The organism is Xylanibacter ruminicola, assembly GCF_900142525.1.
In the GTDB taxonomy this organism is placed as follows: domain Bacteria; phylum Bacteroidota; class Bacteroidia; order Bacteroidales; family Bacteroidaceae; genus Prevotella; species Prevotella ruminicola_A.
This window is the reverse complement of sequence record NZ_FRBD01000015.1, coordinates 35,531-56,620: the sequence shown is the minus strand read 5'-3', so window position 1 is coordinate 56,620 and position 21,090 is coordinate 35,531. Positions and strand designations below refer to the sequence as shown.

Sequence of the window (21,090 nt, the reverse complement as noted above, 5' to 3'; positions counted from 1 at the left end):
CAAATTTATTAATTTTGCATCCGTTTTATGAATAATAATTAAAAATTTAAATACATTATGGCAGCATTAGGAAAAATCCGTAAAAGAGGCGTAGCCCTCGTTTGCATTATCGGCTTAGGCCTTTTCGCCTTCATTGCTGAAGAAGCTTTCCGTTCTTGCGAAGCAACCAAGAACCAGCAGCGTCAGCAGATTGGCGAAGTGTTAGGAAACAAAATCAACGTACAGGAGTTTCAGGCTCTTGTTGATGAGTATCAGGACGTATTGAAGATCACTCAGAGCCGCGACAACTTCACAGAGGATGAGCTCAACCAGATCAAGGATCAGGTATGGAGTCAGTATGTGAACGAGCAGATCATCAGCAATGAGGCTGAGAAGCTCGGTCTTACTGTTACCGACGAGGAGCTTCAGAACATCATGAAGGAGGGTACTAACCCCATGTTGATGCAGTCTCCATTCGTTAACCAGCAGACTGGTCGTTTCGACGTAACCATGCTCACCAAGTTCTTGGATGATTACAAGAAGGCTGGTTCTAACCCACAGCTTGCAGAGCAGTATCAGACTATCTACAAGTACTGGCAGTTTATCGAGAAGCAGCTCCGTACTCAGACTCTGGCTCAGAAGTACCAGGCTCTGCTCAGCAACTGTCTTATCTCTAACCCCATCTCTGCTAAGATGGCTTTCGAGGGACAGAACACTGAGAGCGATATCCAGCTGGCTTCAATCGCTTACTCTTCAATCAACGACAACGATGTAAAGGTTGACGATAAGGATATCAAGGCTAAGTATGATGAGCACAAGGAGATGTTCAAGCAGGACGTTGAGAGCCGCGACATCAAGTATGTTGACTTCCAGGTTGTAGCTTCAGCTGCTGACCGTAAGGCTCTTCAGAAGACTATGAACGAGGCTGCACAGAAGCTGCAGAGCGGTGCTAACCCAGCTGAGGTGGTTCGTAAGGCCCAGTCACAGTTCGCTTACACTGGTCTTGCTGCTACCAAGCGTGCTTACCCATCTGACATCGCTGCTAAGCTCGACTCAATGGCTGTTGGTCAGACTTCAGCTGTATTCGAGACTGCATTCGATAACACTCTGAACGTGATTAAGCTTATCTCTAAGACTCAGATGCCTGACTCTATCGAGTATCGTCAGATTCAGGTTGGTGGTGCTACTGTAGAGGCAGCTAAGAAGACTGCCGACAGCATCTACACCGCTATTAAGGGTGGTGCAGATTTCGAGGCTCTTGCTCAGAAGTACGGTCAGACCGGTACTAAGCAGTGGCTCACATCTGCTATGTATGAGAACAGCAACTCAATGGACGAGGAGTCAAAGAACTACCTCAATGCTATCAACACTCTTGGTGTTAACGAGGTTAAGAACCTTGAGTTTACCCAGGGTAACATCATCCTGCAGGTAACTGCACGTAAGGCTATGGTTGACAAGTACGATGCTGCTGTGGTTAAGCACACTATCGACTTCTCAAAGACTACCTATTCTGAGGCATATAACAAGTTCAGCCAGTTTGTTAGCGAGAATAAGACTATCGAGGATATTGAGAAGAACGCTGCTAAGTTCGGTTTCAAGGTTACTCCACGTCAGGATCTGTTCAACTACGAGCACAACGTAGCTGGTCTGCGTTCAACTCGTGAGACTATGAAGTGGATCTTCGATGCTAAGGCTGGTCAGGTTAGTCCTCTGTACGAGTGCGGAAACAACGACCACCTGTTGGTAGTAGCCCTCACCAAGATCAATCCTGTAGGCTATCGCGACATCAACAGTGTTAAGGATATGTTGAAGGCTGAGGTTATCCGTGACAAGAAGTTTGAGCAGATCAAGGCTAAGTTGGCAGGTGTAGCTGATCTTGCAGCTGCTAAGGCTAAGGGTGCTCGCATCGACTCTGTTAACCAGATTACTTTCGGTGCTCCTGTATTCGTTCAGGCCACAGCTAGTTCAGAGCCTGCACTTGCAGGTGCTGTAGCTGCTACCAAGGCTGGCGCATTCAGCAAGGCTGTTGTAAAGGGTAACGGTGGTGCTTACCTCTTCAAGGTGCTCAAGAAGAGCAACCGCGAGGGTGCTAAGTTCGATGCAGCTCAGACCGAGCAGCAACTCCAGATGCAGGCTACTCAGGCAGCTCGCATGTTCATGCAGGAACTCTATCAGAAGGCAGGCGTGGTTGATAACCGTTATCTGTTCTTCTAAAAAGAATAATTAGTTTATATGTTTTAATCCCCTGTTGGTAATGGCCGGCGGGGGATTAAATTTTGTTAAAACGCAACGTGTTGCTTTGTTTTTATCGGGAAATTTTATATTTTTGCAGAAATATTATATCTAACAATAGGAACATGAAAAAACGAGCTTGGCCATTGGTGTTGTCGCTTGCTACGGTTATACTGCTTGTTGCCGTATTGTCGTACTTGGCATTTTTCGCAGCCATGAAGGCAGAAACTAACGTTCGTTATTATGGACTACAGAACTCAGTAGCAACGCAGTTGTATAAAACCATTGCCGGCATGGAAATGAGTGCCACCAATGTGTTTAATGAGGTAGAGAAGAATCTTACTTCGCCCGAAGCAGCTATTAGTGCCCTTGAGAGAGAGTCGAACCTGAATCCTGATGTGCAAGGTTATTTTGCTGCTTTTGAACCAAATTACTTTAAGGAAAAGGGAACCTGGTTTGAACCTTATGTACACCATAATGACAGTTCAAAGTTCGAGATGACTCAGGTGGGATCTGCACGTCATGACTACACCAAGTCGCCTTGGTATGTGCGTGCCAAGAATATCAAGATGCCATTCTGGTGCGATCCATATTACTATTACGATGGTACAAATATTAGCGGACACTATACCACCTTTGTTAAACCCGTATATGATGCCAATGACAACCTGGCATGTGTATGTGGAGCCGACATTACCTTTGAGTGGTTGGGCAAAGAACTTGAGCGCATTGAAAACGGATGCCGCAACGCAGCCCAAATCAACAAGTTCTTACTGATGCGCGACTTTGACTTCTTCTCAGTTTTACTTGATAAAGACGGTACATGCCTCATTCATCCTGAAGATAAGAATGTGCCGATAAAAGACAAGCAAATCATTAAGGATCTTGAATCTGGAGAGAGTGGTGTAGTAGAGATGGATGTGAATGGTGTTCCTTCGGTGCTGTTCTATGGTCCGATAGAAGGCATAGACTGGAGTGTAGCAGTTGTAACTCCTAAGAGCGACCTACAGAAACCATTCATCTATGTGGCAGCCTTGTTGGGATTGCTGTCTGTTATGGCAATCATTGTGGTGTTCATTATATGTAGACGTATTAAATATGCAGAGACGGTATAAGATAAACTTACAGGTTATGGCCGAGGTGTTGTTGCTGTTGGTACTCACGCTCGGAGTGCTCGTCTACTTCTCGCATAAGGTGTTGCGCCAAGAGGCTATGCGCGATGCTGGTTTGATGCTTGATGCTACAGTTCAGGATATTGATAATGTTCTGCTAAGTGTTGAGCAGAGTACTGGAAACATATACTATGACCTGATTGAACATCTGGACGATAAACAGCGCATGTTTACTTATAGCCGTGAGCTGGTGTTGAGTAATCCGAATATCGTGGGATGTGCCATCGCATTTAAACCTGGTTATTATCCCGGTACCGACCTGTTTATGGCTTATGTACATCGTAGGGCATTTGCAAACGATATAAAGTCAGATCTTGTTACCACCGAGACATTTGCCAACCGTGCCTATACCGAACAGGTTTGGTATTCAGAACCGATGAAATCGGGATGGATAGGCTGGACAGACCCTCTGAAGGGTGATGACACCGAAAACGAACCTCTGGTAAACTTCTGTCTGCCGTTTTCTGATAAGAATGGCGAGCGTGTAGGCGTTATCGCAGTTGATGTTTCTATCGCCCAGTTGTCGAAGATTATACTGGCTGCTAAGCCGTCTGAGCATGGCTACAGCGTGCTGTTGGCCCGCAACGGTTCATTCATTGTACATCCGGACGAGAAAAAGTTAGAGAGCCAGACGGTGTTCAGTCAGATGGATAATGGTGCCGACGCCAGTGTGCTTGAGGCAGCCGAAGCGATGGTGGCCGGTAAAGTAGGCGAGAAAGACTTTACGATGGATGGCAAGCGCTGGAGTGTATTCTTCAAACCATTTGTACGTGGCGAGTTGGAAAGTCGCTATAATGGTGAAGGAACATTAGGCTGGAGTGTGGGTGTGGTTTATCCTTACGAGGACATCTTCGACATGCACAACAAGCTTGTTTATCTGGTTATAGTGATTGCCATTTTAGGACTGCTGGCATTCTTTGCCATGACAACAATCATTATTAAAAGACTGTTGAAACCGCTTAAGTGTCTTACGCAGTCAGCACAGCGTATAGCTGATGGCGATTTGAATGAGTACCTGCAGGATACCGATCGTGAAGATGAGATAGGACAACTACAGAACAGGTTTCATAAAATGCAACATTCTCTGCAGAAACAAGTCAACGATCAGGAACATGAGATAGTGCGACTGCAACAGCGTAGCGATGTGCTAAGGACCGCCTATGGAAAGACTGAGGAAGCTGATAGGATGAAGACTTCGTTCCTGCATTATATGACTAATCAGATGGCCGTGCCATCCGAGAGTATAGAGAGAAGTGTTACCACGTTGTGTAACAACTACCATGACATGAGTAAAGAGGAGATTGACCAGCAGGTTGACAATATACAGCGTAAGAGCGATGCGCTGGTTGAGTTGCTAAATCACATGACTCATTTTACCGAAACAGAAGCAGGAAAGGAGGGGCACTATGAGTAAACATCAGCTGAAACTGCCAAGGAAGATGAGTCTGGGCATCATATTATTGGCTACACCTTTGTTCATTGCATCCGTAGGCATCTTATATATACAGTCTCGTTACCTGATACATCAAGAGGCATTAGAGGGAGGCTCAAGTCTGCTAAATGCCACATTGTGTCGTGTACATCGTTATATGAGCACCCTGGAGACTGCAGCAAACTCTAATGCATGGATGATGGAAGAGCATCTGCAGCCAGACTCCTTGAAATCGGTATCAAACCGCATTGTGCGTTTGAATGATCCGGTTGTCAGTAGTTCGGTTTATATGATACCCGATCTGTTTAAGGAGTATGGTCATGGCTTCTCCATCTACACCGTTCAACATGGTGATAGCGTTACATCGTACATAGAGCCCGAATACAACTATTTTCATAAGGCCTGCTATACCGAACCTGTAAAAACAGGTAAGACCTGTTGGGTTGATCCGTTTGTTGAATATACTGAGGGCGAGGTAGACCATCATGTAGCTATAGCCACCTATTGTAGGCCACTGAAACGTAAAAACGGTCGTATAGTTGGTGTGCTTACCACTGAGATGTCGTTAAGTAAGCTTTCAGATATGATTAACAAGCAGGAGCATCCATATCCCACAGCCTATTTTATGCTGCTTGGTGCTGATGGACGCTATCTGATACATCCAGACACAACTCTGCTGTTCAGGAAGACCATTTTCACTGATGCCGATCCTAGTCAGAACTCTGATATGATTACGCTTGGGCATGAGATGATAGCAGGCAAACGTGGTTCTATGCATGTTCACATCAACGGCGAGCTTTTACATGTAATATATCGACCTGTACCAGATACCGATTGGAGTCTTGCTGTGGTATGTCCCGATTCAGATGCCATGAAGAGTTTCTACGAGTTAGGGTATGTCATCATCATTATCATGATCATTGGCCTACTCCTGATTGTATGGTTCAGTAGCCAGATGGTTAAGCAAACCATCAGTCCTCTCAACAGTCTGCTTGAATCTACACAACAGTTTGCTGTAGGTAACTTCGATAAGCTTGTTCCTACTACGCGTCACAAGGGTGTTATAGGACGACTACAGAACAGTTTTGCCAAGATGCAGATATCACTCAGCACCCGTATGGGAAGCCTGCGTGCTAAAGCCCATGAGATTCGTGAGCACAATAAAGAGCTGGAACAAGTTCAAAAGCAGACTGATGATATGGTTCGCCGCAAAAACCAGTTTATTCAGAATGTGGCTCAACACATGCGCATGCCACTGAATGTGATTCTGGGCTTTGCCGATGTGCTACGCGAAAGTAGCAGCAATAAGACGGCGATGAGCGAAGAAGAGCTAACCAACATCTCGACCATGATGAAGAATAATGCTGTGAGCATGAACCGTATGGTGCTGATGTTGTTTGATGCATCTGAAACAAGTTCTAATGAGGTTATGCTCAGCAACCGTCAGGAAGAAATATCGGTTAACGAGATGGCGCAATTATGTATCAAATATACGTATAGCCACTTCCCCCATGCTAAAATCCATTTGGATACAAAACTGCCTGATACGGTGCATATCGTATCAAACCGTATGTACTTGATGCGTACGCTAGGTGAGTTGCTGTATAATGCAGCCAAATACACCGATGGTCAGCACATCGATATCATCATATCGCAAACGGCCACTACGATACGCTATACTATACAAGATATTGGTCCTGGTTTGCCTGAAGGTTCTATGGATCAGATATTCAAGCCCTTTACCAAGGTTGATAATCTGGCAGAGGGACTGGGCTTAGGCCTACCTCTAGCCAAGCGTCATGCCCTGAGTCTTGGTGGAGATCTGATATTCGATACTGATTATCATGCAGGATGCAGAGTCATACTCGAGTTGCCTAAATAACAATCATATATGGGTAAGTATCTCATCGCCATTCTCACCTTTCTGGTGGCTACACCGGCAATCGCTCAGATTCCCTATTATGCAGGAACTGCTGGTGAGGGCAAGATGTATGGCTATTCATCATTGAAAGTCCGTCCAGGTATCAATAGTCAGGAAACCTATACCACATTCCAATATGGAGTTACCGATCATCTGGACACTGGTATCGACCTTTATACTGGGCCGGATTGTTCCTATTGGGGTGGACTGTTGCGTTATGGTCACAAAATCAGCAAATGGTATAATATCGGCGGCGAGGTGATGTCGTCGTTCGATCTTAATAAAAGCTTCAAGTTCTCATATCTTACCACGGGACTCTATATGAATGGTGCAATTACTAGCGATAGCCGTCTGTTCTGGTGTTCCAATACATGGTGGATTGTTAATCATGATGCTCCTTTTGGATTTTCCAATTACGAGTATTTAGGCTACAATATCCCGTTAAAGCGTAAGCGTTCTATCACACCTCTGGTTGGTGCCATCCACTCCTGGAAATTCGATAAGGATATTGATTTGGCCTTCGGTGTCTATTACACTTTCAACAACTGGAACCTCTACCTTTGGAGCAATGACATACTTACCTCCAATCCGCGTGTAGTTATAGGTTTAGACTTTTTGTTATAGACTTGATTTCATAAATACATTTAAATGAATAAAAATAAGGATGTCGCATTAGTGTTATCGAGTGGGGGAGCACGAGGCCTTGCTCATATCGGAGCGATAGAAGAACTTGAATCACAAGGCTATCACATCACTTCTATAGCGGGGTGCTCTATGGGTGCCCTCATCGGAGGTGTATATGCAGCCGGGAAACTCAAGGAGTTCCGTGAGTGGATGAAGTCTGTTGACCGTAAGAAGATGCTGGAACTGACTGACTTCTCGCTAAGTCTTAACCATATTGTAAAGGGAGCGCGTATTATCGAGGCTATCATGGAGTTTGTGCCTGACATGCCTATCGAAGATCTGCCGATACCTTATTGCGCTGTAGCAACCGATTTGAAGGCGGGGTGCGAGGTGGTGTTCAGTAAAGGCAGTCTCTTCGACGCTATACGTGCTTCGATATCTCTGCCGTCGTTTTATGAGCCTGTGCACCGAGATGGCATGATACTTATCGACGGTGGCGTTACAAATCCCATCCCTATGAATCGTGTGGCGCGTCATCAAGGCGATATATTAGTAGGAGTTGATGTGAGCGGACATGACTATCAAACACAATGGGAGATACAACATGAACTGGCTGAAAAACGCAAGCGAAGCACATCGTTAACCCAACAAATACTTAACAAGCTGATACCCGATAATCTCGAATTCAACTACTACACCATGCTTTCACGAGTCAGCTCTGTGATGATTCGTCAGAACTCGATTCTTATGGCCCAGTTAATGAAACCTGATGTGCTTGTTGATATTCAGATGAGCCGATATGGTGGCTTTGATTACGATAAATCAGAAAAGTTGACTGCTATCGGGCGCCAAAAGATGCAGCAAGCTCTATGTAAATTGAATGAAGGGATACATCAATAGGGGGATATGTTATTTAATTCTCCGATTTTGCCTTCTACAACATCGGTAGTCATCAGCTTTCGGAAATCTTCTAGGCTGATGCTGGTTGTGGGGGCAAAATCCTTTGATGTCATATATTCAAGAACACTACGATAGAACTGGCGCCCTTCAGGATAGGCCGAGGCATTTTCCAGATCGGCCATGCAGACCAGCAGTTTGCCTTTGCCTATAGCAAATTCAAATACCAATCCCAGCTTGTGGTTGCGCTCTATGTTGTCGATGACCTGCACAATGGGGCGATAGTCTTTACCGGTATTATCCAGAATAAACGGGTGGCTAGACTTGATAATGGGGAACCACTGCCAGTTTGTGTGCATCTCGGTTGGGAAGCTCTTAAAGATAGGATGCTTAGGATCGGTTAGAATTCCAAGTGTTCCTGGCGATACCGTCTTCTTGTTGTTCTCTGAGATGGTCTTGAACATGCGATAGTTCCAATAGTCAGTCTGGAACAATCCACCCACGCAGAGATTCGACGAATCGGGCATCAGCAGCACGCTCTTACCTTTCTCCAGTTGCTGAGCTATCCTGTCGGTCAGCTCGTTGGTGACAATCACCTTCTGTTCCAACTTACTCAGATCTACGCCGAAAGGATATACCCACAGATCGTAGGTGTTTTTTAATTCAGTTCCTTCAACCTGAAGTTCAAGTTTTATCTGTGTAGCTTGTTTGTAGGCACTCAGATCAATATCTAGAACACCAACATTCATGAGCCCTTCGCCACTTGGCAGAGTCATAGAGCCATGCTGATTGTCGAGATTCCATGTAAGTTTTTTGCCTTTTAATGATTTTCCGCTGTAGTTGGCCAATTGTATAGTAGCATGAATGCCCTCATCGTTAGTATAGCAGAACTTAGGTGCGTGGAGCAGAGGTACAATCTCGCTGCACCATCCACGCCATTCGCGTTCGTTACATAGTCCCTTACTCTGCATAAAAGCATCAAGGATACCAACGTAGGCCGATCCCTGACCAGGGTAGTCCTGTAAGTCAAGCAGTTGGAACCCTGCCATATTTGGGGTGCGTAGATCCATCTCGATGTCTTGTTTGTAAAGCTGGAGCGCCCATAGTCCGCTGGCTTGATGGAAATCTTTGGCCTGATCAAGCATACCTGCCTTTTCAAGGCGCGAGCGGAACACCTCTAAGTTATAAGGATAGAGCACGCCTGTGTATTTCTTGATTTCATCGTAATCAGGATAGATTTGGAACTGTCCCGTCTCGTGCGAGATGATGGGTACATTCGTCAGGCTGCATCCCTCTTCAAAGTTCATCTGTGTGTTGGGGTAGTAGTGGTTGATCATTCCGCCATCGGCAGCATCGGCAAACGAGAACGATCCGCGTGTGTGAGTGTTATAGTTGCCCCAGCCTTCACCGCCAACACGACAAGTGGTAAAATAGTCCATTCCAGATTTTACACCCTGATACCCCAGATAGTAGTTGCTGCCAAAGGTGTAAACCTTGTCAGGTGCCATTTTTCGGAAATCGGCTATAAACTCAGCCATCTTATCAATGCTGCCCCATAGTTCATTACCCAATGCAAACATGCGGAACGAGGGATGATGACCATACCATCGGATGATGTTCTCGCCCTCTTTGTGTAGAAAAGTCATCAACGTCGAGTCTTTGTCGTCGAAACTGCCCCAGAAGGGTAGCTCGGGTTGCAGGACGATACCCAACTCGTCAGCAGCCGCAAAGGCAGCCTCGGGTGGACACCAAGAATGGAATCGTATGTGGTTCAAGCCGTAGGTGGCACAATTGCCAAGGTAATCTTTCCATGCCTTTACATCCATAGCCACATGTCCTGTATGAGGCCATACACAGGCATCGTGCTTGCCGCGTAGAAATATTTTGTGTCCATCCGCATAGAAATGTTGCCCCTCTATATGGAAATTGCGAAAGTTGGGATGTATCTGCTTGGGCGATATGGATGCTTGCGGCTGCGTTGTTGCAAGATATATCTCGCCTATGATACCATTCCAGTTGGTCTGCGTATCTTCAGTATAGGCATGACTGCTGGCATAGAGTTGTTCAGGAACGCCGTTGCTATTATCTATCATAATCGCTAGCTTATGACTGCCAGGCTTAAGAAATGCCGTGAGATTAAAAACCTGTGGCGTAGAGATGTCATTACTACTACCCACAAGTATACCATCAACATACACCTCTGATGGTTTGGTGCGCTCCAAGAATAGATAAATACTCTTATTTTTCCAGGTAGTAGGTATCGTCACATTGCGCTGATACCAAGCACGCCCCTTATAAGTGTAATGACGCGTAAGATGGGTGGTTTCGTCGTACTTGTTAGTAATATCTCCTTTCTTGTTTGTGTCTGTTGTTCCTGGTAGTTCGATGGTCTCTGCCAGCACATCAACAGGTTGTACTGTGTGCTGGCGGTCGATGGCAAATTGCCATGTGCCACTCAGATCGATATACTTATCGTTCATGTCTTTCTGTGGTCTCTGGGCGTTTGTTGTCACTGTTCCCATAATAAGCAGGGCAAGCAATAGTGTAATAGTTGCGAATGATGATTGATTCTTCATAAAAAACTAAAATTTAGCTACAAAAATAGCAAATTTCCCACGAATATAATTATATTTGCATCCATTATTCAGATTATTTATGAATATTCAAGTAACATATAGATTGACTCGCAGACTCTCAATGCGTATTGTAAAAAATGGCGATTTGCATGTTTCGGTGCCAATAGGGCTTTCGAAAAAGAAAGTCATGCAGTTCATTGAAGAACATCACGACTGGATCATAGAAGCCAGGAAGAAAACACTGGAAAAAGTACAGGCACGACATGATTTCTTCGACCAGTTGCCATTGTCTACCTGTAAACAGATAGAAGAGGCAAAAGGCAGACTGAAAACGATTATAGAACCGATGGTGGAATATCATTCGAAAGAAATGGGAGTAAAGCCAACTGCAATTACCTATAAGAAAATGATTTCGCGATGGGGACAATGCAATGTCAAGACACGTACCATCTGCTTCTCTATGTATTTACTTTTGCTTCCGGAATGGTGTCAGGAGCATGTGGTTGTTCATGAACTATGCCATCTGTTGGAGCCTAGTCATAACGCTCGTTTCCATGCACTGATGGACAAGTATTACCCCAAGTGGCGCGAAGCCCGAAAGGAAACTAAATCATATGGGAAATAATGAAATCGTTGTATTTGGAGAAGAATGCTGAATACAAGAAAGAGGAAACCCACTTGGGATTTCCTCTCTCTTTGGTAGTCGATAGGGGAATCGAACCCCTATGCCAAGATTGAGAATCTTGTATCCTAACCATTAGATGAATCGACCAAGTAGCGAGTGCAATCAAACTTATTTGAATTGCCGAGTCGCAAGGGAGATAGAGTCAAAGACTCAATCGGCCAAATATTTGTTATGTAGTCGATAGGGGAATCGAACCCCTATGCCAAGATTGAGAATCTTGTATCCTAACCATTAGATGAATCGACCAACATTTCAAATATCGCTTCTCTCAGAGACCCCCTTGGTGCGGAAGGAGGGGGATTCGAACCCCCGGTACGGGAACCCGTACGGCAGTTTAGCAAACTGCTGGTTTCAGCCACTCACCCATCCTTCCAAAAGGACCCTAGAGCTGTAAACCTTGGGGCATCTCCTCGATTGCGGGTGCAAAGGTACTACTAATTTTTGAATCCTGCAAATTTTTATGCTACTTTTTTTCGAAAAAGTTATTTGAATGCTATAACCTCTTTGAGCTCTGAGTCGAGGTAGAAGGTGTTTTGCAGGGTGTCGCCTTGATGTAAGTATTTCATTCTCAGGTAGTAAACCTCACCAGTGGGAACTTGACCATAAGCAATGCCGCTTTTATAGAGTTCTGCACCGTTTTTGCGCATTTTAGTCACTAGGCTGTCGTTGATGTGACGTGTAGTGCCTAGATCGCCAAAACCGATGCGCTGGGTTTCTATGCCATCCTTCATGTTCTGGGCAACAAAATCCTTCACCGTCTGCTCGGCAGTGTGCTGCTTGCCGCACGAAGCAACAAACAGCACACTCAAGCATAACAGTATATTAATAATGTACGCGCGCGAATTCATCATTTCTGTGGAATGTTTTTAAGAACATCAAGCAGATGGTCCCATACCATCTGAACGGTTGGTATGAGCAGGCGCTCATCAGGAGTGTGAACAAATCGCAGGGTGGGTCCGAAGCTTACCATGTCTAGTTGTGGGTAACGCTCAGAGAACAAACCACACTCCAATCCGGCATGGATGCCACGAACTACGGGCTCCTTACCAAACAGTTTGACGTAGCTCTCGCGAACAATCTTCTGCAACTCGCTATTGGCCTTCATCTTCCATGCGGGATAGCCGTCGCCTGACTCGGTCTGTGCACCTGCCAGCTCGAATGTGGCACGGATGGTGGCGCACATGTTGTCGAGGTTTGACATAACGTTAGAGCGCTGGCTGCTGAGAATCTCTATCTCAGTATCGCTGCTATGGATGCTGGCGATGTTGCTCGAGGTCTCGACCATGCCGCCTAGAGCCTCGTCCTGACAGATGGCGTAGATGCCATTGTCGACAGCCTGGATAGCCCAGACAAACTTCTTGGCAACCTCGGGGGCAATCACCTTCTGTGCATCAGTGCTCTCCATGGTCCAAACCATCTGGGTATCGGTTACGTGGAATTCATCCTCAACCTCGGCTGCAAATACGTTCCAATCGGCCTTAACGTTCTCCTTTATATCGTGAGGCACAGCGATAACAAATTGTCCATCACGTGGAATAGCATTGTGCAACTTGCCACTGTGGAACTCGGCTAGCTGGATGCCCTCATAACGGTTCATCTCCTGATAGAGGAAACGGCCCAAAATCTTGATGGCGTTGGCGCGTTTCTTATTGATGTCGTCGCCAGAGTGTCCGCCTACCAATCCCTTCAGTTGGGCTTTCATAAAGAAGCTGCCAGCGGCTGCCTCCTGGCGCAGGAAGGTGAACTTGGCTGTGGTGTTACGTCCGCCTGCGCAAGAAACAAATATCTCGCCCTCGTCCTCAGAGTCGAGGTTAATCAGGTAGTCGCCTGTCATAAATCCGGCTTTCATGCCTTCGGCTCCGCTCAATCCAGTCTCCTCATCGCGTGTGAATACGCACTCAATAGGGCCGTGCTCGATGTCATCGCTTGCCAGGATGGCTAGCTCTATGGCACAACCGATACCGTCGTCAGCACCTAGAGTGGTTCCCTCTGCTGTCAGCCACTCACCCTCAACGTAGGTCTTGATGGCGTCTTTATCAAAGTCGAACTCAACATCTACCAGCTTGTCGCATACCATATCCATGTGGCTCTGCAGGATTACCGTCTTGCGGTTCTCCATACCCCTGGTGGCGGGCTTGCGTATGATGACATTACCGGTCTCGTCAACTTTTGTCTCTAGATTATGACTTTCGCCCCACTTCTGGAGGTACTCAATCATCTTCTCTTCGCGCTTTGAAGGACGCGGAATTTCGTTAATCTTCGCAAATTCTGCGAACACAACTGCAGGTTTTAAATCGTTTTTATTCATTATTAATGCTTTTTTTATTTGATTTTGCTATAAATTGTTTAACTTTGCAGCCGCAAAGATATAAAAAATGATTGAGACTCTACTCATAACCACGTTAATAATTGCTATAGGCATGGCATTTTTGCTCGTTAAGGTGCTTTTTAAGCGTAATGGCGAGTTCTCATCGCAGCATATTCATGATTCGCAAGCGATGAAAGACCGAGGTATACATTGTGTGATGGATCAGGATCGCGAACTCCGTACCAAGAGTCGATATGCTGTGAGCGAAAAATGAAACAAGTAAATAATTTAGAATTAAACAATTAAAATATTACAATAATTAAAAATGAAAAAGTACATTTTCTCAGCACTTGCCATCGCAGCTATGATGGTATCGTGCAACAACCAGAGTCCAAAGATGGACGACCAGCCTGCTGCCACTAGTGGCGATGGCCTTAAAATCGCTTATGTTGAGGTTGATTCGCTGATGACTCAGTACACCTTTGCAAAGGATTACAGCGTAACCCTGCAGAAGAAGAGCAACAACGCCCGCAACACCCTGAACCAAAAGGGTAACGCCTTGCAGGCAGCTGCAGCTAACTTCCAGCAGAAGTTGAATAACAACGGTTTCCAGAGCCGCGAGCAGGCTGCTAGCCAGCAGGCCGCTATCGAGCGCCAGCAGCGCGATCTGCAGGAGCTTCAGGCTCGTCTTGAGAACGAGTTGGCAAGCGAGACAGCTAAGTTCAATGAGGCTCTGCGCGACTCACTGCAGAACTTCCTTAAGGTTTATAACCAGGATAAGAAGTATGATTTGATACTTGCTAAGTCGGGCGATAATATTCTTCTGGGTGCTAAGAAACTTGACGTTACTCAGGATGTTATTAACGGTCTGAACAAGCGCTATAAGCCATCTGCAAAGCCTGCTGCCGACGCTAAGAAGGACGAGGCTAAGGCTGAGGAGAAGAAGTAATTCTGATAAATTCTGTATTTTAAACCATAACATTACGCACGGGCTCTGACCTTATCCATAGGCCATAGTCCGTGTGTCTTTTAAAAATCGCCAACCCCGCTGTATGAAGAAATCTATTATCCTCATTGCTCTCTTATGTAGTATCCATGCATCAGCCCAGCCCGTTATCGTCAAGAAGGTGATGCAGTTTCTCGATACCATGTGTGTCAACGGCCTCGACCATCGCTATATCGATGCCCCCCAGAAACCTTGGCAGATTATGGTTCAGGGCAATGTTAACCAGACCGACCTCAAGATGGAGTCTACGATTGATGGTGGCTACCTGTTCGGCGATGTAAAGGGCAACATGCAGTGGGAGCCTCGCGTGCGTACCGCCGTGTCGAGCTACGTAGGTCTGTGGGCCGGCTATCGCGGCTACGGTCTGGGCTACAGCGTCAATGTGGGCGGCGACAAGGGTAGTATCTTCAAGATTGGAGCCACGGGTGGCGCTTACGGCGTAAACCTGCGCATACACAAGTTTAAGACCGACGAGCCATCGGTCAAGTACCGCTATACCGATGTGTCGGGCCAGCAGATGGATGGTGGAGGCACTTTCGACCTGCTAGATGCCATGGACGTTAAGACCGTTACGCTCGATGCCTATTACCTGTTCAACCGCAAGCGATTCTCTTATTGTGCCGCTTACGATCAGAGTGTGTTCCAGAAGCGCTCGGCAGGTTCGTTTATGGTTGGCGCCATGTATTACAATTCGCGCATCAGCTACGACGAGGGTATGAATGCCGACTTCATCCTCATGATGGGCGACATCGGCAAGATTAAGCAGACACAGTTCTCTATCGGCCCCGGCTATGCTTATAACTTTGTGCCCTGCAAGGGCCTTCTCATCAGTGCTCTGGCCATGCCTATGGTTACGCTCTACAATCGCCTCGATGTGTGGTATTACAACTCAAATCTTCGCGAGGCCATCGTTGACGATATTGACAATCCCGAGCCCACAGAGCCTGATTTCGACTATACCGACTACAGGATTTATCCATCCGAGGGCCCCCAGAAAATTACCCGTCCCGAGACAAAGGATTACAAGGATACCACTCATGGTAAAATATCGCTCACGTTCGATGCCCGCCTGTCGCTCACTTACAACTTCGGCGATTGGTTCATCAACGCCTATGCCCAACTGTACCGTTTCCCCTTCAAATACGACAGCACTACCGGCAACCTCAACGATTGGTTCGTCAATGCATGTTTTGGCATCAGGTTATAAATCACGTTAAAGTCCTCTGCGGCGGAATTCAGAACAGGTTATGGCAGTGGCGATAGCTACATTCAGGCTATCGGCAGTGTTGCCATTATGAAAATCAGGAATTAGTATTTTTTGGGTAACGCGGGCGCGTACAGCATCCGAAATACCGTTACCCTCATTGCCCATAACGATAAGTCCGTATGGGGTTAGATTCTGTGTGTAAATATTCTCACCGTCAAGGAATGTGCCATAAATGGGGTAATCTGTAGGAAGGGTGTCGAATAACTCGATAGGATCAACATATACAATGCGTACACGAGCAATAGACCCCATCGTAGCCTGGATTACTTTTGGATTCCAGGCATCAACAGTGCCAGTAGAACAATAAATGGTGTCGATACCAAACCAATCGGCTATACGGATGATGGTGCCTAGATTGCCGGGATCTTGGACGTTGTCCAAAAGAATTGAGAGGCTTTTAGCGTTAGCGATCGGCTTGGCTGCTTGGCTTGTACAAGAAATGCCATTATTTGCTTTCGACGGCATTACTAATGCTGTCGAATAATCTGGGATCGGGAATAGGGCGAGTACCTGTTGGGGATGCTGCTGGAGTGAAAGGCGGGCCAGCTCATCATCGGTAACCTCTATGTAAGCAGCATCAGAGGGGTGCTGGCATAACCATTCTTTGGTGGCGAAGAGTTGGGTGGGGCGATAGCCTGCTGAAATCAGGTCGCCTACCACTTTATGCCCCTCTGCTATGAAGAGGTTTTCGGCCTTGCGGAACTTCTTTTGCTCCAGTTGGCGCACGTATTTAATCTGATTCTTACTTATCATTATCTGGAAAAATGCGTTAATTGAGTGCAAAGATACAAATAAATTGAGAATTTTGATGTGAGAATTGCGAGATTTTTTTTAATTTTGCAAGCAAAATGAAGCGAAGTATAATAAACAGATATATTATTTTATCGGCAGTAGCCCTAATACTGGGAAGCTGTTCGGCTACTCGTGACATACCAGCAGGCAATTATCTACTAGATGATGTGAAGGTGGTGGTAGATGGTAAATATCGAGATATAAACACTAGCCAGCTAAAGAACTATGTGCGACAGAAGGGCAATTCGCGATGGTTTTCGGCTGTAAAACTTCCACTTGGTGTGTACGCATTAGCAGGTCGCGATAGCAGTTGGTTGAACCGCACGCTACGACAGATGGGTGAGGCGCCTGTGATATACGATACCCTACAAGCTGAGATGACATGTAGAGACCTGCAACAGGCGTTACAGAATAAAGGATATCTTGATGCCCAGGTGGAACTGTTTGTTGACTGTAAGAAGAAAAAAATAGATGCTGTTTACGTGTTACATCCAGGAAAGCCTTATTATGTTTGCGATCTTGATTTTGAAATAGAAGATACTGCCGTGGCTCGAACATTGAAGAAACGTCAGAGCATACTTCATCAGGGAATGCAATTCAATGTAGAAGCATTGCAACAAGAACGTAACCAAATTACACAATGGCTGCAAAACAGTGGCTACTATCGATTTCATAAGGAATTTATAACTTATGCAGCAAGTAAAGACGAGACTCAGCATGGAGTGAACCTGAAATTGCAATTGACTCAACAACACAAGACGTATACAATCAGTCAGATTAACTGCGAAGGCGTTGATGATGACGGACAAATGCATCTGAGGCAAAAGGTGCTTGACGAGAATACATTTATTGAGGCAGGCGGATTGTATAGTGCTGCCGACTTGCAGAACACTTACAATCATTTTGGAAGACTAGGGGCTGTGAGATATACTAATATCGCTTTTGAACAGCATCCAGATACAACTTTGTTGGATGCAAAAATACAAATCATTACAAACAAACCATCGACAATTAGTTTCCAGCCTGAAGGAACTAACACTGCAGGAGATTTTGGCGCTGCTGCATCGCTAACATACCAAAATCGAAATCTGTTTCGCGGTTCTGAGACATTTAGCTTGCAACTGCGTGGTGCCTACGAGGCAATTAAGGGCTTGGAAGGTTACAGCAACCAAAACTTTACGGAGTATAGCGTGGAATCGCGACTCAGTTTTCCTCGTTTTATTATGCCTTTCTTGAGCAGGGATTTTAGACGACGTACATTGGCAACCAGTGATGTTAGTTTGATTTACGACACACAAGATCGTCCGGAATTTCATCGTCGAGTATTAACAGCAGGCTGGAGCTATCAGTGGCGACCACAGAATCATCATGATAGCTATCGCTTTGATCTTGTGAATCTGAACTATGTTTTCATGCCATGGATAAGCGATACATTCAAGAAAGAATATCTGGATAATGAATCGAATCAGAATGTAATTCTGAGATATAACTACGAAGACCTGTTCATTATGCGTATGGGATTCGGATATTCATATAACAATGGTCATGTGGCATTGCGAACTAATGTAGAAACGGCAGGAAATTTACTTGGGGTCTGCTCTAAACTGTTTGGTGGAGCCAAGAATGATCTGGGTCAGTATAAGTTATTTAACATTGCATATGCTCAATATGTGAAGGGTGATTTTGACTATACTCAGGAGCTGATGAAAGGTGTTAAAGATCAGCTGGTGTTCCATATAGGCCTGGGCTTGGCATATCCTTATGGCAATTCGCAGGTGTTGCCCTTTGAGAAACGTTACTTCAGCGGCGGCGCAAATAGCGTTAGAGGATGGACGGTACGTAGTCTGGGACCAGGTAGATATAAAGATAAGGATGGTCGTATAAACTTTATTACACAAACAGGTGATATAAAGCTTGATCTTAATGTGGAATATCGTTCGCATCTATTCTGGAAATTTAATGGTGCTGCATTTGTTGATGCTGGTAATATATGGACGTTTAGAGAGTATGAAGGTCAAGAAGGAGGGCAATTTAAGTTCAGTAGACTGTTAAATGATATGGCAGTAAGTTATGGACTTGGTTTGAGATTAAATTTTGACTATTTTATTCTACGTTTTGATCTTGGTATGAAGGCGGTTAATCCAGCCTATGAGATAGACTCGGATGCCCACTATCCTCTAATACATCCAAAACTAAGTCGAGACCTTGCTTTCCACTTTGCGGTAGGAATGCCATTCTAAAATAAAAAAAATGTGAAATGCTTACGGCGTTTCACATTATTTTTGTACCTTTGCACGAAAATTAATTATTTAAGATGTTGAAATTTATTTCGTTTGGAAGCGGTAGCAGCGGTAATTGCTATTATCTGGGTACTGCGACAGACGGGCTGATAATAGATATAGGAATCGGAATACGCACACTCAAGAAATATTGTAGAGAATATGGTGTTCAGCTGAATTCCGTTAAGCGTGTCCTGATAACTCACGATCACGCTGATCATATAAAATCTGTAGGGGCCCTGAGTCATGATATGAATCTGCCTGTTTATGCCACGCACAAAGTGCACGAAGGTATAGACAATAATTATTGCGTTGCTCGTAAAGTGTCGGTCGACCATAAGAAAGAGATAGAATTGGATACTGAAGTGCAACTAGGCGACTTTAAGGTGCGCCCATTTGCTGTTCCGCATGATGCAAGCGAAAACGTTGGTTACGAGATTGAGGTTGAAGGCATTATTTTTGTGATGCTTACCGATGTTGGCCATATCACTGATGAAATAAAACACGTAATAGGCCGTGCAAACTATTTGGTGATAGAAGCTAATCACGATGTTGAGATGCTGAAGAACGGACCGTATCCGAAGTATCTGCAGGATCGTATACTTAGCGAGAGTGGTCATTTAAGTAATACTTCATGTGGTGAGGCGCTGGTAGATAATATGACCGAAGAACTGAAGCATGTTTGGCTTTGTCATCTGAGTGAGGAAAATAATCACCCAGAGCTGGCTCGCAAAACGGTAGAACAAATTCTGCGCAGTCACGGAGTCATCCCTGGTAAGGATGTGGAGCTTGAAGTTCTTAAGCGCAAAACACCAACGGGCGTGTATGAGCTTACATAAATTTAAACCAAAGGCAAAATAATAATTCGTATAATCCGTAGGAGATAAAAAATGAAAGAAGTAATCGTTAGAGACCAAGACCTGCAGAAAGCTGCGATGGAGGGAATGGACGAATTTATCGACGTCTTTGTGAAAGCAATCTACGATTCAATCGATGGAGAACTTACTGCTGAGAGTATGCAGGAATTAAACGCTGACCAACTGACACTGTTGGCCTGGAAGATTCTGCATGACGAGGTGATGGATGGCGGATTCGTACAGCTTATTTACAATGGCTACGGCCCATTCATATTTAAAAATCCTTTGGCAAAAGTTCTTCGCCTATGGGATATGCGTGCACCATCTAAACTGATTTACGATGCTCACACCCTGTGGCTGAAATATCGTGATGAGATTGAAACAGAAAAGAGTGATGAGGACTTTATGGCTATGTTCGAGCAGTATCCGGAGTTTGAAGATCTCGACGACCAGTTCATAGAGAACGAGGAGGAATGGACAGACGATATTGCTCATTATATCGATGACAACATCGAAAAATTCGCAACTATTAAATGAATAAGAACGAGGAACAGATAAGAAAAAAGAGTCCGATACAGATAAAGAATAAGAAGGCTTCATTTGAGTACTTCTTTATTGAAACTTATACAGCTGGTATCGTGCTGACGGGTACTGAAATTAAAAGTATCCGTATGGGTAAGGCAAGTTTGGTCGACACATACTGCGTTGTGATAAACGGTGAACTGTGGGTAAAGGGCATGAACATTAGTCCTTATTTCTATGGATCGTATAATAACCACGAGCAGAAACGCGACCGCAAATTATTGCTTACTAAAAAAGAAATACGTGCTTTAGAAAGTGCCACAAAACAAACAGGATATACTATAGTTCCTATTCTTGTCTTTATCGACGAAAAAGGACGTGCTAAGGTTGATGTGGCTCTATGTAAGGGTAAGAAAGAGTTTGATAAACGTCAAACTCTGAAAGAGAAAGAGGATCGTCGCGAAATGGATCGCGCAATGAAGGTTTGGAAGTGAATTCACAATTGAGAATTGACAGTTAAAATAAACGAGGTGAAGAAGCT

General features: G+C 45.0%; 18 protein-coding genes and 3 tRNA genes. 14 read left to right on the top strand and 7 right to left on the bottom strand.

All coding sequences use genetic code 11. The features are described 5' to 3' along the window. Positions 1–57 precede the first annotated feature (57 nt). The 6 genes from BUB86_RS10495 to BUB86_RS10470 all read left to right on the top strand — a co-directional run bounded on the left by BUB86_RS10495 (position 58) and on the right by BUB86_RS10470 (position 8,260). Positions 58–2,193 (top strand): SurA N-terminal domain-containing protein, encoded by a 2,136-nt coding sequence (locus BUB86_RS10495; protein WP_073209189.1) that lies wholly within the window; start codon positions 58–60, stop codon positions 2,191–2,193. 143 nt (positions 2,194–2,336) lie between these two features. After that, positions 2,337–3,326 (top strand): hypothetical protein, encoded by a 990-nt coding sequence (locus BUB86_RS10490; RefSeq protein ID WP_073209187.1) that lies wholly within the window; start codon positions 2,337–2,339, stop codon positions 3,324–3,326. Further along, positions 3,310–4,797, top strand: a complete 1,488-nt coding sequence (locus tag BUB86_RS10485; protein ID WP_175549481.1) for a cache domain-containing protein — start codon at positions 3,310–3,312, stop codon at positions 4,795–4,797. The genes BUB86_RS10490 and BUB86_RS10485 overlap by 17 nt, the downstream gene beginning before the upstream one ends. Then, a complete protein-coding gene (locus BUB86_RS10480; RefSeq protein ID WP_073209183.1) occupies positions 4,790–6,697 on the top strand; it encodes a cache domain-containing protein in 1,908 nt (635 codons plus the stop codon). Before BUB86_RS10485 ends, BUB86_RS10480 begins: the two co-directional genes overlap by 8 nt. Before the next feature lie 9 nt (positions 6,698–6,706). Then, positions 6,707–7,360 carry a hypothetical protein gene (locus tag BUB86_RS10475; RefSeq protein WP_073209181.1) on the top strand — a complete coding sequence of 218 codons (654 nt, stop codon included), beginning with the start codon at positions 6,707–6,709 and terminating at the stop codon, positions 7,358–7,360. Positions 7,361–7,384: 24 nt separating this feature from the next. Further along, the gene (locus tag BUB86_RS10470; protein WP_073209179.1) at positions 7,385–8,260 is read left to right on the top strand and encodes a patatin-like phospholipase family protein; all 876 of its coding nucleotides are present in this window, start codon (positions 7,385–7,387) and stop codon (positions 8,258–8,260) included. Here BUB86_RS10470 and BUB86_RS10465 read toward each other — a convergent pair. Further along, positions 8,254–10,833, bottom strand: coding sequence for a sugar-binding domain-containing protein (locus BUB86_RS10465; protein WP_081373205.1), 2,580 nt, complete (start codon positions 10,831–10,833; stop codon positions 8,254–8,256). The two genes, BUB86_RS10470 and BUB86_RS10465, sit on opposite strands and share 7 nt — an antisense overlap. 79 nt (positions 10,834–10,912) lie before the next feature. Between BUB86_RS10465 and BUB86_RS10460 the strand changes: the two genes are divergently transcribed. Further along, positions 10,913–11,458, top strand: a complete 546-nt coding sequence (locus BUB86_RS10460) for a M48 family metallopeptidase (protein ID WP_073209177.1) — start codon at positions 10,913–10,915, stop codon at positions 11,456–11,458. Between the two features lie 72 nt (positions 11,459–11,530). On the opposite strand, the gene BUB86_RS10455 is transcribed toward BUB86_RS10460, so the two are convergent. From BUB86_RS10455 to BUB86_RS10435, 5 genes are all read right to left on the bottom strand, one after another. Further along, positions 11,531–11,605: transfer RNA gene (locus BUB86_RS10455), tRNA-Glu, on the bottom strand. An 87-nt stretch (positions 11,606–11,692) separates the two neighbouring features. Then, positions 11,693–11,764: transfer RNA gene (locus tag BUB86_RS10450), tRNA-Glu, on the bottom strand. A 40-nt stretch (positions 11,765–11,804) separates the two neighbouring features. Further along, positions 11,805–11,891, bottom strand: a tRNA-Ser gene (locus BUB86_RS10445). Between the two features lie 109 nt (positions 11,892–12,000). Then, a complete protein-coding gene (locus BUB86_RS10440; protein ID WP_073209175.1) occupies positions 12,001–12,369 on the bottom strand; it encodes a hypothetical protein in 369 nt (122 codons plus the stop codon). Next, positions 12,366–13,826 (bottom strand): aminoacyl-histidine dipeptidase, encoded by a 1,461-nt coding sequence (locus BUB86_RS10435; protein WP_073209173.1) that lies wholly within the window; start codon positions 13,824–13,826, stop codon positions 12,366–12,368. Before BUB86_RS10435 ends, BUB86_RS10440 begins: the two co-directional genes overlap by 4 nt. 67 nt (positions 13,827–13,893) lie before the next feature. Between BUB86_RS10435 and BUB86_RS10430 the strand changes: the two genes are divergently transcribed. The 3 genes from BUB86_RS10430 (at position 13,894) to BUB86_RS10420 (ending at position 16,039) form a co-directional block, all read left to right on the top strand. Then, entirely contained in the window at positions 13,894–14,100 is a 207-nt protein-coding gene (locus tag BUB86_RS10430; protein ID WP_073209171.1) for a hypothetical protein, read from the top strand. Between the two features lie 51 nt (positions 14,101–14,151). Continuing rightward, positions 14,152–14,775, top strand: coding sequence for an OmpH family outer membrane protein (locus BUB86_RS10425; RefSeq protein ID WP_073209169.1), 624 nt, complete (start codon positions 14,152–14,154; stop codon positions 14,773–14,775). 103 nt (positions 14,776–14,878) lie between these two features. Continuing rightward, positions 14,879–16,039, top strand: a complete 1,161-nt coding sequence (locus tag BUB86_RS10420; protein ID WP_073209167.1) for a DUF4421 family protein — start codon at positions 14,879–14,881, stop codon at positions 16,037–16,039. 6 nt (positions 16,040–16,045) lie between these two features. Here the strand turns inward: BUB86_RS10420 and BUB86_RS10415 are convergent, their stop codons facing one another. Beyond that, positions 16,046–16,852 (bottom strand): TrmH family RNA methyltransferase, encoded by an 807-nt coding sequence (locus tag BUB86_RS10415; RefSeq protein WP_073209165.1) that lies wholly within the window; start codon positions 16,850–16,852, stop codon positions 16,046–16,048. 95 nt (positions 16,853–16,947) lie between these two features. Between BUB86_RS10415 and BUB86_RS10410 the strand changes: the two genes are divergently transcribed. The 4 genes from BUB86_RS10410 (at position 16,948) to smpB (ending at position 21,043) form a co-directional block, all read left to right on the top strand. Then, the gene (locus BUB86_RS10410; protein ID WP_073209163.1) at positions 16,948–19,131 is read left to right on the top strand and encodes a BamA/TamA family outer membrane protein; all 2,184 of its coding nucleotides are present in this window, start codon (positions 16,948–16,950) and stop codon (positions 19,129–19,131) included. Positions 19,132–19,205: 74 nt separating this feature from the next. Beyond that, positions 19,206–20,009 (top strand): MBL fold metallo-hydrolase, encoded by an 804-nt coding sequence (locus tag BUB86_RS10405; protein WP_073209160.1) that lies wholly within the window; start codon positions 19,206–19,208, stop codon positions 20,007–20,009. Between the two features lie 51 nt (positions 20,010–20,060). Next, positions 20,061–20,564 carry a DMP19 family protein gene (locus tag BUB86_RS10400; protein WP_073209158.1) on the top strand — a complete coding sequence of 168 codons (504 nt, stop codon included), beginning with the start codon at positions 20,061–20,063 and terminating at the stop codon, positions 20,562–20,564. After that, positions 20,561–21,043, top strand: coding sequence for an SsrA-binding protein SmpB (smpB, locus tag BUB86_RS10395; protein ID WP_073209156.1), 483 nt, complete (start codon positions 20,561–20,563; stop codon positions 21,041–21,043). The genes BUB86_RS10400 and smpB overlap by 4 nt, the downstream gene beginning before the upstream one ends. The last annotated feature ends 47 nt before the right edge of the window (positions 21,044–21,090 follow it).